Source organism: Streptomyces globisporus, assembly GCF_003501885.1.
GTDB lineage: Bacteria > Actinomycetota > Actinomycetes > Streptomycetales > Streptomycetaceae > Streptomyces > Streptomyces globisporus_D.
Window position 1 is genome coordinate 1 of the sequence record NZ_QWFA01000166.1, and the last position, 13,520, is coordinate 13,520.

At 73.4% G+C, this 13,520-nt stretch carries 14 protein-coding genes and 1 pseudogene; 5 read left to right on the plus strand and 10 right to left on the minus strand.

Going from position 1 to position 13,520, the window contains the following annotated elements; genetic code table 11:
- Positions 1-781 (plus strand): annotated as a pseudogene (locus D3105_RS25625) (hypothetical protein); the annotation flags it as partial.
- Positions 782-818: 37 nt separating this feature from the next.
- Here D3105_RS25625 and D3105_RS25630 read toward each other — a convergent pair.
- From D3105_RS25630 to D3105_RS25645, 4 genes are read right to left on the minus strand one after another with little or no spacing between them, the layout of a single operon-like run.
- Entirely contained in the window at positions 819-1,802 is a 984-nt protein-coding gene (locus D3105_RS25630) for an ABC transporter substrate-binding protein (RefSeq protein ID WP_118905383.1), read from the minus strand.
- A 2-nt stretch (positions 1,803-1,804) separates the two neighbouring features.
- On the minus strand, positions 1,805-2,794 hold the full coding sequence (locus D3105_RS25635; RefSeq protein ID WP_118905384.1) for an ABC transporter ATP-binding protein: 990 nt from the start codon (positions 2,792-2,794) through the stop codon (positions 1,805-1,807).
- Positions 2,791-3,894: a FecCD family ABC transporter permease gene (locus D3105_RS25640; RefSeq protein WP_118905385.1), complete on the minus strand. Its 1,104-nt coding sequence runs from the start codon at positions 3,892-3,894 to the stop codon at positions 2,791-2,793. The genes D3105_RS25635 and D3105_RS25640 overlap by 4 nt, the downstream gene beginning before the upstream one ends.
- Positions 3,891-4,949 (minus strand): FecCD family ABC transporter permease, encoded by a 1,059-nt coding sequence (locus D3105_RS25645; RefSeq protein WP_118905386.1) that lies wholly within the window; start codon positions 4,947-4,949, stop codon positions 3,891-3,893. Before D3105_RS25645 ends, D3105_RS25640 begins: the two co-directional genes overlap by 4 nt.
- 134 nt (positions 4,950-5,083) lie before the next feature.
- On the opposite strand from D3105_RS25645, the gene D3105_RS25650 reads away from it, so the two are divergent.
- The gene (locus D3105_RS25650; protein WP_118905387.1) at positions 5,084-5,731 is read left to right on the plus strand and encodes an HAD family hydrolase; all 648 of its coding nucleotides are present in this window, start codon (positions 5,084-5,086) and stop codon (positions 5,729-5,731) included.
- A 9-nt stretch (positions 5,732-5,740) separates the two neighbouring features.
- On the opposite strand, the gene D3105_RS25655 is transcribed toward D3105_RS25650, so the two are convergent.
- Positions 5,741-5,977, minus strand: coding sequence for a hypothetical protein (locus D3105_RS25655; RefSeq protein ID WP_006126556.1), 237 nt, complete (start codon positions 5,975-5,977; stop codon positions 5,741-5,743).
- Positions 5,978-6,154: 177 nt separating this feature from the next.
- Between D3105_RS25655 and D3105_RS35775 the strand changes: the two genes are divergently transcribed.
- A complete protein-coding gene (locus D3105_RS35775; RefSeq protein WP_006126557.1) occupies positions 6,155-6,538 on the plus strand; it encodes a cold-shock protein in 384 nt (127 codons plus the stop codon).
- 15 nt (positions 6,539-6,553) lie between these two features.
- Here the strand turns inward: D3105_RS35775 and D3105_RS25665 are convergent, their stop codons facing one another.
- From D3105_RS25665 to D3105_RS25685, 5 genes are all read right to left on the minus strand, one after another.
- The gene (locus D3105_RS25665) at positions 6,554-7,165 is read right to left on the minus strand and encodes a hypothetical protein (RefSeq protein ID WP_118905388.1); all 612 of its coding nucleotides are present in this window, start codon (positions 7,163-7,165) and stop codon (positions 6,554-6,556) included.
- A 61-nt stretch (positions 7,166-7,226) separates the two neighbouring features.
- Positions 7,227-8,105: a 1,4-dihydroxy-6-naphthoate synthase gene (locus D3105_RS25670; RefSeq protein ID WP_118905389.1), complete on the minus strand. Its 879-nt coding sequence runs from the start codon at positions 8,103-8,105 to the stop codon at positions 7,227-7,229.
- A 6-nt stretch (positions 8,106-8,111) separates the two neighbouring features.
- On the minus strand, positions 8,112-8,825 hold the full coding sequence (locus D3105_RS25675; protein ID WP_118905390.1) for a futalosine hydrolase: 714 nt from the start codon (positions 8,823-8,825) through the stop codon (positions 8,112-8,114).
- 73 nt (positions 8,826-8,898) lie between these two features.
- Entirely contained in the window at positions 8,899-9,384 is a 486-nt protein-coding gene (locus D3105_RS25680) for a DUF2771 domain-containing protein (protein ID WP_118905391.1), read from the minus strand.
- A 27-nt stretch (positions 9,385-9,411) separates the two neighbouring features.
- Positions 9,412-10,875 (minus strand): MFS transporter, encoded by a 1,464-nt coding sequence (locus D3105_RS25685; RefSeq protein WP_118905392.1) that lies wholly within the window; start codon positions 10,873-10,875, stop codon positions 9,412-9,414.
- A 419-nt stretch (positions 10,876-11,294) separates the two neighbouring features.
- Here D3105_RS25685 and D3105_RS25690 point away from each other — a divergent pair, with 419 nt between their 5' ends.
- Complete coding sequence (locus D3105_RS25690) at positions 11,295-12,236, plus strand: DUF3027 domain-containing protein (RefSeq protein ID WP_240647017.1); 942 nt, start codon at positions 11,295-11,297, stop codon at positions 12,234-12,236.
- Positions 12,237-12,633: 397 nt separating this feature from the next.
- Positions 12,634-13,520 (plus strand): sacsin N-terminal ATP-binding-like domain-containing protein (locus D3105_RS25695; RefSeq protein WP_425315759.1); only part of this gene is annotated, 887 nt, incomplete at its 3' end.

Genomic DNA, 13,520 nt, shown 5'->3' on the forward strand with positions numbered 1-13,520 from the left:
GGCCGGGGCCGTGCCTGCTGAGGCCGGCCCCGCCGTGCCGCGCCCCGGGCCCGCCCCCGACGACACCCCCGACCACTCCTGGCCCGACCCCTCCGCCCCGCACATGCTCGGCCAGGACCAGCAGGGCGGCGCGGACGACGCGACCGACTGGTGGCGCCTGGAGCCGGGACCCTTCGACGAGGGGACCGCCATCCCCGGGTTCTTTGGCGGCATCGAGGCCCCGGAGCTCCTCGGCAGGCGGCCGAGGCCACCTGTCGACATGGACAAGAAGGGCGAGAAAACAGACGGGGAGGGCGGCCCGGAGGATGCGGGCGACGGCAAGGCCGGGGGCGCCGAAGGCACCGCCGCCCGCCGCCGCGCCCTGCGCCTCGTGAAGCTCCGCCGCCGCAAGCCCGCCCCCGTCGTCGCCGAGCCCGCGGTCGTTGCCCCCGGCCCCCGTGGCGGCTTCGCCCACCCGCTGCTGCTCCTGGCCGCCGTCCTGCTCGTCGCCGGCGTGGTCACCGGTTCCTGGCTGCCGCTGGCGGGCGGCTGGCTGCTCGCGTACAGCTCGCGCACGCTCTCCCGTACGGAGGCGAAGTGGGCGGCGCTCGGCCTCCCGGGCGTCGTGGCGGCCGGGGCCCTGGTGTGGGTGTGGGGACGGATGGAAGGGCGCTGGGGCGAGCCGATCCGCGAGGGAGCGATGCGGGACGTCCTGCTGGAGGCCTGGCCGGTGGTCGTCCGGGTCGCCGCCGTCGCCTCCGCGCTCTACCTGGTGTGGCGGGCGCGGAGGCGTACGGGGTGAGGGCGGGGCTCCACCGGCCCTGCTCAGGGGAGGACGGCTACTTGGTCAGGCTCTTGTGGAGTTCGCCGAGGATCTTGTCGGCCGCCGTGTAGCCGATGCCCTGGATCCACAGCTGGTCGTCGACCGCGAAGACCTTGCCGTTCTTCACCGCGTCCATGTTCTTCCACAGGCCGCCGCCCGTGGTCTCCGTCTCCTTGGCCTTCTTCGGGTCGCCGTACGTCGAGTGGAAGACCACGTCCGCGTCCGCCAGGTCGATCTTCTCGGGGCTGACGTCGTAGGAGAAGCCGTCCTTGGCCTTGTCGGTGATCACGGGGCGGCCCAGACCCACATCGGCCAGGATCGTCGCGATGTAGTTCTTCTTGCCGTAGATGCGGATGTCCGCGCCCTCGACGAAGCGGACCATGTTGACCTCGGTCGCGGCGACCTTCTCCTTGCCGCCGAGCGCCTTCGTCACGTCCGCCACGTGCTCCGCGTAGCCGTCCGCGACCATCTTCGCCTCGGCCTCCTTGCCGAGGGCCTCCGCGTGGACCTGGAAGTTCTCCTTCCAGGGGTAGCCGGTGTTCTCCGTCATCACGGTCGGCGCGATCTTGGACAGCTCGGCGTACTTGTCGCCGTGCCGGATCTTGCTCGTGAGGATGAGGTCGGGCTTCAGACCGGCGATGGCCTCCAGGTTCGGGGTCATCATCTGGCCGACGTCCTCGATGCCCGCGACCTGGTCCTTCGGCAGGTAGTTCAGGAAGCCCGACGTCACGTCCGCGTGGGTCGCGCCGACCGGCTTCACGCCGAGGGTGAGGGCCGAGTCGAGTTCGGCGGTGTCCAGGACGACCACCCGCTGCGGGGCCTTCTTGACCTTCACGTCGCCCATCGCCGTCTTCACCGTACGGGTGGCGTCGGAGGCGGGAGCGGAGTCGGAACCGGAGCCGGAGTCGTCGGACGAGCCGCAGGCGGCCAGGGTCAGCGCGGCGACGGTCGTCAGGGACACGGCGGCCAGGGCGCGGGGGCGGAAGCTGCGCAGGGTCATGGTCAGAGGATCTTTCCGGGAGTCGGAGCGGAGGCTGAGGCGGGACCGGAAGAAGAAGCCGGACCGGAAGCAGAAGTGGAGGGCGACACGGAGGCGGAAGGGGAGGCCGGGACGGACGGTGTTGAAGGGGTCCAGGGAGCGCCCGGGACGACGAGCGGCGAGCCCGTCACCGGGTCCGGGACGATCACCGCCTCCAGGCCGAAGACCTCGCGGACGAGCTCGGCCGTGACGACGTCCCCGGGTGCGCCCTCCGCGACGATCCGGCCCTCCTTCATGGCGACGAGACGGTCCGCGTAGCGGGCGGCCTGGTTGAGGTCGTGCAGCACGGTGACGACCGTACGGCCCCGGGTGCCGTCCGCGGCAGGGGAGGCCAACTGGCGTACCAGGTCGAGGACTTCCACCTGGTGCGCGATGTCCAGATAGGTCGTCGGCTCGTCGAGCAGCAGCAGGTCCGTGTCCTGGGCCAGCGCCATCGCGATCCACACCCGCTGACGCTGACCGCCCGACAGCTCGTCCACCGGCCGGTCGGCCAGCGCCGTCACAGCCGTACGGGACATGGCGTCGGTGACCGCCCGCTCGTCCTCGTCCGACCACTGCTGCCACCAGCTCTGGTGCGGCTGACGGCCCCGCGCGACCAGGTCGCAGACGGTGATCGCCTCGGGCGCCACCGGGGTCTGCGGGAGCAGCCCTATGGACCGGGCGATCTGCTTCGTCGGTATCCGCGCCAGCTCCGTACCGTCCAGCAGGACCGCCCCACCGCGCGGCTTCAGCAGTCGGCCGAGCGCCCGCAGGGTGGTGGACTTGCCGCAGGCGTTCGGGCCGACGATGACGGTGACCTGCCCGTCGGGCACGGTGAGGTCCAGCTCGTGGACCACGGTGCGGTCCTCGTACGCGAGGGTCAGGGAACGGGCGGCCAGGCGGGAGCCCGGCCGCGCCGCGTCGGTCGTCGGGCTCGGGCCCGTGCTCGCGTTCGTGCTTCGGCTCGGGCTCATGCGGTGCCTCCACTGCGGCTACGGTGACCGCGGATGATCAGCCAGATCAGGTACGGGGCGCCGACCGCCGCCGTGAGGACGCCCACGGGCAGTTCGGTGGGCGAGAACAGCTTGCGGGCCAGCAGATCGCCGAGGACGACGATCACCGCGCCCAGCAGAGCCGAGGACAGCAGGGGGATCTGCGCGGTCCGGGTCATCCGGCGGGCGATCTGCGGGGCGAGCAGCGCCACGAAGTCCACCGGGCCCGCCGTGCCCGTCGCCACGGACGCCAGGACCACGCCGAGGGCGACGAGCCCGAGCCGCACGCGCCCCAGGCGTACGCCCAGGCCGGTCGCGGTGTCGTCGTCCATCGCGACCGTGCGCTGCGCGCGGGCCGCCCAGGCGATGGCGGGCAGCAGCACCAGCAGCGTCCAGCCGATCGGGGCGGCCTCCGACCAGCCCCGCCCGTTCAGCGAACCGGTCATCCAGATCTGCGCCTGCTGGGCGACGAGGTAGTCGCCCTTGGTCAGGAACAGCGTGGTCACCGACCGCAGTGCGACGGCGAAGCCGATGCCGATGAGGACGAAGCGGGTGGCGTGCAGGCCGCCGCGCCAGGCGAAGACGTAGACGAGCGCCGCCGCGACCACTCCGCCGATGACGGAGAGGTAGGGCAGGACCGTGTACGAGGTGATGCCGAAGGTCATCGCACCGACCGTGAGCGCGCTCGCGCCCTGGCTGATGCCGATGATGTCGGGGCTGGCCAGCGGGTTGCGGGCGACCGTCTGGATCAGCGCCCCGGCGACCCCGAACGCGGCGCCCACCAGCAGTCCGACCACCATGCGCGGCAGCCGCAGCGTGCCCACGACCAGCTCGGCCGACGACGGCTGCCCGAGGATCACCTTCACGACCTCGCCGGGCGCGACGAAGCTCTCCCCGACGCAGAGGTAGGCGACGCAGACGGCGGACAGGAGGACGAGCAGGGCCGCCGCCACGACGGACGCCCTGCGGTGCAGCAGGAACCGGCCGCGCGGCCCGGCCTTCACGACGGCGTACCCGGCGGGCCGGACCCGTACGGACGTCGAGGTCTCCACGGCCTTCGAGGGCGTACGGGTGTCGCTCATGCCGGCACCGCTTTCCGGCGGACCAGGGCGACCAGGAACGGCACCCCGATCAGCGCCGTCATCACGCCCGCCGGGACCTCGCTCGGCGGGAACACGATCCGGCCGACGACGTCGGAGACGAGCAGCATCACGGGCCCGATCAGCGCCGCCATGGGCAGTACCCAGCGGTGGTCGTTGCCGACGACCGCGCGGGCGATGTGCGGGACGGCGAGCCCGATGAACGCGATCGGCCCGGCGGCGGCGACCCCGACCCCGGTCAGCACGGTCGCCCCGATGCCGCCGACGACCCGGACCGCCGCGACGTTCTGCCCGAGCCCCTTCGCCACGTCCTCGCCGAGCGCGAGCGCGTCCAGGCCCCGGGCGACGGCGAGCACGAGCACCGTCCCGACCACGAGGAACGGCCACACCTGCTGGACGACGTCCGCCTCCCGGCCGGCGATCGAACCGACCTGCCAGAAACGGAACTCGTCCAGCGCGGACGCCTTCGTGGTGAGGATCCCCATCGTCACGGACACCAGCAGCGCGTTGATCGCGGCCCCGCCGAGCGCGAGCTTCACCGGGGTCGCGCCGCCGCGCCCGCGGGAGGCGATGGAGTGGACGGCGACCGAGGCGACGGCCGCGCCCGCGAAGGCGAACCACACATACCCGGTGAGCGTGTGGACCCCGGCGAACGCGATGGCCATCACCACGGCCACCGAAGCGCCCTGGCTGATGCCGAGGATGCCGGGGTCGGCGATGGGGTTACGGGTGATGCCCTGGAGCACCGTGCCCGCGAGGGCCAGCGCCGCGCCGACCATCAGCCCGATGAGCGTGCGCGGTACCCGCATCGTGCGGATCACCTCGGCGGCGTCCGAGTGCCCGCCGTGCAGCAGGGCGTCGACCACCTCGCCCGGCGGGATGGAGCGCGCGCCCACGGCGAGGCTCAGCAGGACGGCCAGCAGAAGGGCGACGACGGCCGCGGCCGTCGCGGTCGCGCGTCGGGAGAGGCGGGGCGCACGGGGTGCGCTGGGCACACCGGGTGGCGCGGCGGCCCGCACGGGCGCTGACGCTGACATGGGAACCAATCGGGACGGACGCGGAAGGCGAGCGAGCGGTACGGACCGGGCCGGTAAGGCTTGGCTAAGTGCGCGCTTCAGTCTAGGCGGCGCGATTTCGCCGCCGACGGCGGCCGGTCGGCAGAATGGCAGGCATGGCTTCCACGATTCAGCACCCCGCCCGCCACCCCCTGACGGTCGGCTTCGACCTCGACATGACGCTCATCGACTCCCGGCCCGGCATCGCCGCAGCCTTCCGGGTCCTGTCCGCGGAGACGGGGGTGCCGATCGACGTCGACCTGGTGGTGAACCGGCTCGGCCCGCCGCTGGAGACGGAGCTGGCGCACTGGTTCCCGGCCGACCGGGTGCCCGCCGCGGCGGACCGCTACCGGGAGCTCTACCCCGACCACGCGATAGCCCCGAGCACGGCCCTGCCCGGAGCGCGGGAGTCGGTGGCTGCGGTGCGGGCGCTCGGCGGCCGGGCGATCGTCGTCACGGCGAAGTTCGCGTCGCACGCGAAGCTGCACCTGGCCCACCTCGGCATCGAGCCGGACACGGTGGACGGCTGGCTGTGGGCGGAGGCCAAGGGCGAGGCCCTGCGGGAGCAGGGCGCGCAGGTGTACGTCGGCGACCACACCGGCGACGTGCGCGGGGCACGGGTGGCCGGCGCACTGTCGGTCGCGGTGACGACGGGCCCGTGCGACGCGGCGGAGCTGCGGACGGCGGGCGCGGACGTGGTGCTGGCGGACCTGACGGGCTTCCCGGCCTGGCTGGCCGCCTTCGAGGCGGACCGGGCGGCCTAGGGCCCGTCCCTACGAGTTGGCGGCCCGTTTCGGCGAGTTCACCCACGCCGAGCGGACCACGCCCACCCCGGCGATCAGGAACCCGACGCCCATCAGCATGCAGACGCCGTACGCGACCGGAGGGAACGGGTCCGTACCGAGGAACAGGGGGGCGACGGTGACCAGTGTGGCCAGTGCGCCGACGAAAAAGACGATCGCGCCGACCTGAACGAGCCGGTCGCCTGCGCCTGAAGGAGTAGTACTCACGCGACCAGGGTAGTTCCCAGCCCGGAGGAACTCTCCGGCGACGTCTTGTCACCGGCCGTAGGGCCATTAGCCTGGGACCGGGCGGGTCACGGTGACCCGCTGTATTGCTATCCGGTGCTTTTCGGAGCCGTTCTCCGGCTCTCCCGCACACCGACGAGTACGAGGACGAGGACAGACGTGCCCACCGGCAAGGTCAAGTGGTTCAACAGCGAGAAGGGCTTCGGCTTTCTCTCCCGCGACGACGGCGGCGACGTCTTCGTCCACTCGTCGGTACTCCCTGCCGGAGTCGACGCACTCAAGCCCGGCCAGCGCGTGGAATTCGGCGTGGTCGCGGGCCAGCGCGGCGACCAGGCCCTATCCGTGGTGGTCCTCGACCCCACCCCGTCCGTCGCGGCCGCACAGCGCCGCAAGCCGGACGAGCTGGCGTCGATCGTGCAGGACCTGACGACGGTCCTGGAGAACATCACGCCGCAGCTGGAGCGGGGCCGCTACCCCGACAAGGCGGCGGGCGCGAAGATCGCGGGCCTGCTGAGGGCGGTCGCCGACCAGCTCGACGTGTAGGTCCTGCCGTACGGGTCAGGCCTGGCTCTCCGCGAGGAGCCGGGTCGACCGGCCCAGGGCCGAGCGCACCGCGCCGCCCCGGGTCAGCGGCGCGCGGTCGATCCCGGCGAAGAGCGCGACGAGCGCGATGTCCGCGGCCACGGCCCGGCCCGTCGTCCGCACCACCAGCTTCCTGCCGCCGCCGAGTCCCGACTGCTTCGCCGTGAGCGAGACCCCGGGGTCCTCGTCGTCGGCCCGGCGGGTCAGGACGAACCGTTTCCGGTTCACCGCCCGCAGCCGGTAGTGGTCGCCGCCGTACCGGAAGTGCAGCGCGCGGGCCCGGAGCGTCAGGCCGAAGCGGTTGCGCCGCAGGTGGACCAGGGCGTCGCCGACCCGGAGCGTCGAACCGTTGAGCGTCGGCAGATCGGTGGCCTCGGTGTGGATGCCGCGGGTCTCGAACACCGCTGTCGGTATCGAGGAACCGCGCACCTCCGAGACCACGCTGCCCGGGGTGTGCTTGAGGGGCAGCGGGGCGGTGAGGACGACCTCGCCGAATCCCGGCACCGTGCCCCGGAGGCCGGACCGCCGCTCGTGGGTGCGGCCTTCCTTCCAGAACTCCAGGGTGAACGGTCCGATCGCGGTGTGCACAGGGAGAGTCCTTCGGTTGCTTACCGCGCCCCGCTCGGCGCTCGCCGTCGTCGCTCGTCGCTCAGGGAAACGCCAGCGCGTCCGGACCCAGCGGCGGTACCAGTCCCTCCGCCGCCGCGCGGGTGAGCAGGCCGCGGACCGCCGCGTAGCCGTCCTCGCCGAGGTCGGCGGTGAACTCGTTCACGTACAGCCCGATGTGCTGGTCCGCGACGGCCGGGTCCATCTCCTGGGCGTGCTCCAGGACGTACGGCCGGGAGACCTCCGGGTGGTCCCAGGCGAGGCGGACCGAGCTGCGGGCGGCGTCGGCCAGGCGGCGCAGGGTTTCCTCGCCGAGGGAGCGCTTCGCGATGATCGCGCCGAGCGGGATCGGAAGGCCGGTGGTGTCCTCCCAGTGCCGGCCCATGTCGGCCAGGTTGTGGAGCCCGAAGTTCCGGTACGTGAAGCGGGCCTCGTGGATGACCAGGCCGGCGTCCACCTTGCCGTCCCGTACGGCGGGCATGATCTCGTCGAACGGCATCACGACGACCTCGCCGACGCCCCCCGGGACCATGTCCGCCGCCCAGAGCCGGAACAGCAGGTACGCCGTCGAGCGCTCGCTCGGCACCGCGACGGTCCGGCCGGTCAGGTCGAGGCCCAGCTCCTTGCTGAGGACCAGCGGACCGCAGCCCCGGCCCAGCGCCCCGCCGCACGGCAGCAGCGCGTACTCGTCAAGGACCCAGGGCAGGACCGCGTACGACACCTTCAGGACGTCCAGCTCGCCGCGTTCGGCCATGCCGTTGGTGATGTCGATGTCGGCGAAGGTCACGTCCAGCGCGGGCGCGCCGGGGACCCGGCCGTGCGCCCAGGCGTCGAAGACGAAGGTGTCGTTGGGGCAGGGCGAGTAGGCGATCCGGATCGCGTCCCCGGCCGGGCTGTCGCTAGCTGCGGTGTCGGTCGTCATGCCGGTTCAACCTTCCAGGTCCTCGTGGCTGTTCCAGCCCTCCAGTACGGATGCCGCCTTGCCGAAGGCGTCCGTGAGCGCGGCCAGCGCGTCGCCGATGCGCCAGGCGTCCCGGTCCCGGGGGCCGACGGCGTTCGAGACGGCCCGCACCTCCAGTACGGGCACGTCGGCCCGGGCGGCGGCCTCCGCGACCCCGAAGCCCTCCATCGCCTCGGCCAGCGCCCCCGGGTGCGCGGCGAGCAGGGCGCCGGCGCGTTCGGCGGAGCCGGTCACGGTGGAGACCGTGAGCACGGGGCCGGCCGCCGCGCCGGTGGCGGCCGTGACCTGCCGTACGAGGGCGGGCGGCGGGGTGAAGCGGTCCCGGCCGAAGCCGAGCGCGGTGACCGGCAGGAAGCCGTCGGGGGTCTCCGCACCCAGGTCGGCGGCGACGATCCCGTCCGCCACGACCAGCGAGCCGAGCGGGGTCACGGGGGTGAACGCCCCGCCGATCCCGGCCGAGACGACGAGCCCGTACGGAGCGGATGCCGAGCCCCCGGACGCCAGGGCGAACGCGGTGGCCGCCGCGGCTGCGGCCGGGCCCGCACCGCCCGCCAGCACGTCGAACGCACCGCAGCGATGCAGCTCGGCCCCCGGCAGCGCCACGTGCTCCTCAGCGCCCCCGAACGCACGCGTGACCGCGTCCCGTTCCACCGGGACAGCGGTCACGACGAGCACACGCACGGATGTCAGCCTCAAAGTCGAGGACGGGGAGCAGAGGGAGAAGCAGGGAGCAAGTGATCCCGAGGTGCCGGGGTCAGTCCTTGTCCTTGTTCTCGAACCGGAACTGCCAGATGCCCGTGAGCTTCTTGCCCTTGGTCTCCACGATGGAGACGTTCGTCTCCTCGGCGGTCTGGCCCGTCTGGCTGGCGAGGAACGCGTTGCCGGGGATCGTCCGGTACGTGTTCTTGTACGGCTCCTGCTCGGCCTGCTGGCCGTTGATGAAGAGCGTCCAGCCGTTCTCGGCGATCTCGGGGTCGACGCCGAAGCGGACCTTGTCGTCCATGGAGATCTTGACGACCTTGTCCGACTTCTTGTTCAGGCAGCCCTGGATCAGTGATTCCTTGATCGCGTCGCCGTCGTTGTAGCAGGTGGCCTCGGTGTGCACCGAGTCGCTGCCGACCGTCACGGTCGCGAGCGGCGTCGGCTTGTCGCAGGCGGACAGGACAAGGAGTCCCGCGGACACGGCACCAAGAGCGACGCCGATTCGACGGCCCTTACCGGAGAAGAACGCAACGGTCATGGGCCGAAGGTTATCGGTCGCCTCCGCTCACGCCACGCGGGGGTGCGGCGTGCCGCGCCGCGCGGCCCCCAGGAGGCCCCGTACGGAGGCGGCCGCGCCGAGCGCGAGGATGCCCGCGGCGACCGACATGCCGAGCACCGCGTTGAGCGGCAGGGCGATGCCGATGCCGCCGCCGACCACCCAGGCCATCTGGAGCAACGTCTCGGACCGGGCGAACGCGGAGGTGCGGACCTCCTCGGGCACGTCCCGCTGGATCATCGCGTCGAGCGACAGCTTGGACAGGGCCTGGGTGAAGCCCGCGACCGCGCCGAGGGCCGCGACCAGCAGGGTGGAGAAGAACACCGTGGCGAGGATCGCCACGCTCAGCGCGAGCCCCAGCACCGTCGCGATGATCACCTCGGGCCCGCGCGCCCGGAGCCAGGAGCCCACCGCCGTACCGCAGGCGTTCCCGACCCCGGCCGCCACGCCGACGATGCCGAGCGAGACCGCCGCGCTCTGCCCCGCCAGCGGGTGCTCGCGCAGCAGGAACGCCAGGAAGAAGATGAGGAAGCCGGAGAGGGCCCGGTGCGAGGCGTTGGCCTGGAGCCCGTGCAGCACGGACCCGCCGACGGACCGCAGGCCCGGCGGCCGCTCCTTGGCCGGTTTCTCCCCGTTGCCGGCCTTGCCGCCGCCCCTGCGCAGCCCGGCCCGGGTGCTGCCCGTCCGCCCCGACGTCTTGCCGGGGGCGGGCCGGGAGGGGGTCCCGTCGTGGTGCGGGACGATCAGCCGCGCCCGGCGCTCGCCCTTCGCGGAGTCGACCTTGTGCGGCAGGGTGAAGGCCAGGAAGGTCCCCGCGACGAAGATCGCGCACGCCCCGTAGAGCGGCCAGGCGGAGCCGATGGTCTGGAGGCCGGCCCCGATCGGGGCCGCCACCCCGGTGGCCAGCAGCCCGGCCAGGGTGACCCGGGAATTGGCCTTCACCAGGGAGAAATTCGGTGGCAGGAGGCGTGGCACGACCGCGCTGCGCACCACGCCGTACGCCTTCGACGAGACCAGGACGCCCAGCGCGGCCGGATACAGCTCCAGCCCCCCGGTGGCGACCGCGCCCGACATGGTGATCGCCAGCAGCGCCCGGGCCAGCATCGCGCCCGCCATCGCGGCGCGGCGGCCGTGCGGCAGCCGGTCCAGCAGCGGGCCGATCACCGGGGCGAGCAGGGTGAAGGGGGCCATGGTGATGGCGAGGTAGAGGGCGACGCGCCCGCGCGCCTCGTCGGTCGGCACGGAGAAGAAGACGGTGGAGGCGAGGGCGACGGTGATCATGACGTCGCCCGCGCCGTTCACGGCGTGCAGCTCGATCAGCTTGCCGAGGCCCGACTCCCCCGCGCCGTGGGCGTGCGTCGCCTTGCGGATGGAGCGCGCCGTGCCGGTGAAGGGGGCGCGCAGGGCATGGCCCGTCGCCCGTCCCGCCCTGCGGAGCGGGCCGGGACCGTCGTGCGACCTGGCGGCAGTCACCTCGTCATAGTGCCCCAACCCTGGCCGGTATGAACGGTGATCGGCCGCGGACTCGCGCGGGATGCCGAGGGTGATGCCCTGTCGGGCGAGCGGCGGCGGTGCCGTACGCGGAGGAGTGCCGGTCGCCGGGTGCCGGGTGCCGGTGGGAACGGATACGGCACGTTTGGGACGGGCAGGTGGGCGCAGGGCGGCGGAGAGGGTAGCGTGCGTAACGCGCCACCGGCGGTTGTTCTTGGCCGCGCGCCTCTCGGCGATCCCGCAGAATGGGTGGCAGAAGGCGCGCCCGAGGCAGGCACAACGGGTGTGGACGTCGACGCGGCCCCCAGGTCCGCTCCGCCCGCACTTGTCTGGCCGAAAACGGCAATCGTGCAGCAGCTGGCGCGCTCGTGAGACTGGCGTATGGAGAGAAGCGAAGACCTGTGAGTGCTGCGACGACCACGCGAAGCCGTACGACCCGTGCGACCCGTACCCCTGTTCCTGACCGCCTGTGCGCCGAGGCGGTCGACCTCGCCCGCTCGGCCGCCGAGGAGGCCGCCGCGCCCGGTGTGGTCGGCGAGCACGTCGGCGTGGTCTCCGAGGGGGACCGGGTCGTCACGCACTACTTCGAGGCCAAGGAGCCCGGCTACCGGGGCTGGCGCTGGGCGGTGACGGTGGCGCGGGCCTCCCGCGCGAAGAACGTCACCCTGGACGAAACGGTGCTGCTGCCGGGGGCGGACGCGCTCCTGGCGCCGGAGTGGGTGCCGTGGAGCGAGCGGCTGCGCCCCGGCGACATGGGACCCGGGGACCTGCTGCCCACCGAGGCGGAGGACCTGCGCCTGGAGCCCGGCTGGACCGGCGAGGACGAGCCGCCGCCGAACTCCGTGGTCTCCGAGGAGCTGGCGGAGCTGGTCGACTCCGAGGACGCCGAGCTGACGGACCGGCCGGTGGCCGCGACCAGCCGGGGTTCCATCGCAGCGGTGGCGGAGGAGCTGGGTACGCGCCGGGCGCGGGTGCTGTCGCGGTACGGGCTGTACGAGGCGGCCGACCGCTGGGACGAGGCGTTCGGCCCGAAGACGCCGATGGCCCAGGCGGCCCCGGCGACGTGTGTCAGCTGCGCGTTCCTGATCCCGATGGCGGGCTCGCTGAAGCAGGCCTTCGGGGTGTGCGCGAACGAGTTCGGTCCGGCGGACGGGCATGTGGTGTCGCTGGCCTACGGGTGCGGTGGGCACTCGGAGGCGGCGGTGATGCCGAAGCCGGTGCGGCCGGCGGATCATGCGCTGGACACGATGCGGGTGGACGCGTACGCGTTGCGGCCGGAACGGGGCGAGGGCTCGGTCCCCGCGGAGCCGGACGGCGCCTCGGAGGACCTCGGTCACTCCTGACGCCCGGCCCCTGGGGCTGCCCGGTGACGGTGTGCCCATCCAGCCCGTCCGGCGTTTGAGGACGGAACCCTGGCGGTGGTCCGGGGTGCGCCCTTTCAGCCCGTCCGGCGATTGAGGACGGAACCCTTGGCCGGGGCAGCGGTCGCCACGACAGGCACCTGGTGCGGAGGGCCTTGCCGTGGCACCCGGCACCACGTCGACGGTTCCGTCCTCAAACGCCGGACGGGCTTGAAGGGCCAGCCGGACGGGCTTGAAAGCCCCGGGACGCCGGACGGGCCGGCAATGGCCCGGAACGCTGGTACGGCAGGGGCGGCGCGCGCGGTACCTTCGGGCGCACACTGGGCCGCACAGGCATACGCGGGCCACCCACAACGCGGACGGAGTCGAGAGCGTGAGCATGAAGGCGACCGAGGGGGCCGATCCGTTCGGGACGGCACGGCTGCGGCGCGGCGTGCTCGACGCGTGGGGCGCCGGGCCCGCCCGGTTCCGGGAGGACGCCAACGCCGAGGAGGACCTCGCGCTCGGCGGCTACCGCGACCGCCTCGTCGTCGAGCTGGCCCAGAACGCCGCCGACGCCGCCGCCCGCGCCAAGACCCCCGGCCGACTCCGCCTCACCCTGCACCCCGCCGCCCCCGGCGACCCGGACGCCCGCTGCGTGCTGGCCGCCGCCAACACCGGCGCACCGCTCGACGCGACCGGCGTCGAGTCCCTGAGCACCCTGCGGGCCTCCGCCAAGCGCGAGGGCCACGAGTCCGCGGTGGGCCGCTTCGGCGTCGGGTTCGCCGCCGTCCTCGCGGTCAGCGACGAACCGGCGGTGCTCGGCCGCCACGGAGGCGTCCGCTGGTCGCTGGCCGAGGCGCGCGAGATGGCCCGCCAGGCGGCCGTCGGCTCCCCCGGCCTCGGGGACGAGCTGCGCCGCCGCGACGGACACGTACCGCTGCTGCGCCTGCCGCTGCCCGCCGAGGGCTCCGCGCCCGAGGGGTACGACACCGTCGTCGTGCTGCCGCTGCGCGACGGCACCGCCGAGGACCTGGTGGCCCGGCTGCTGGCCGCCGTGGACGACGCGCTGCTGCTCACGCTGCCCGGCCTGGACGAGATCGTCATCGAGACCCCGGACGGCACACGGACCCTGAGCCGGTCGCAGCACGGCCCGTACACGCACATCGACGACTCCGCGCGCGGCCTGAACCGCTGGCGCACCGTCCTCCACCACGGGCCCATCGAGCCCGCTCTGCTCGCCGACCGGCCGGTCGAGGAGCGGCTGCGACCGCGATGGGTCGGTGA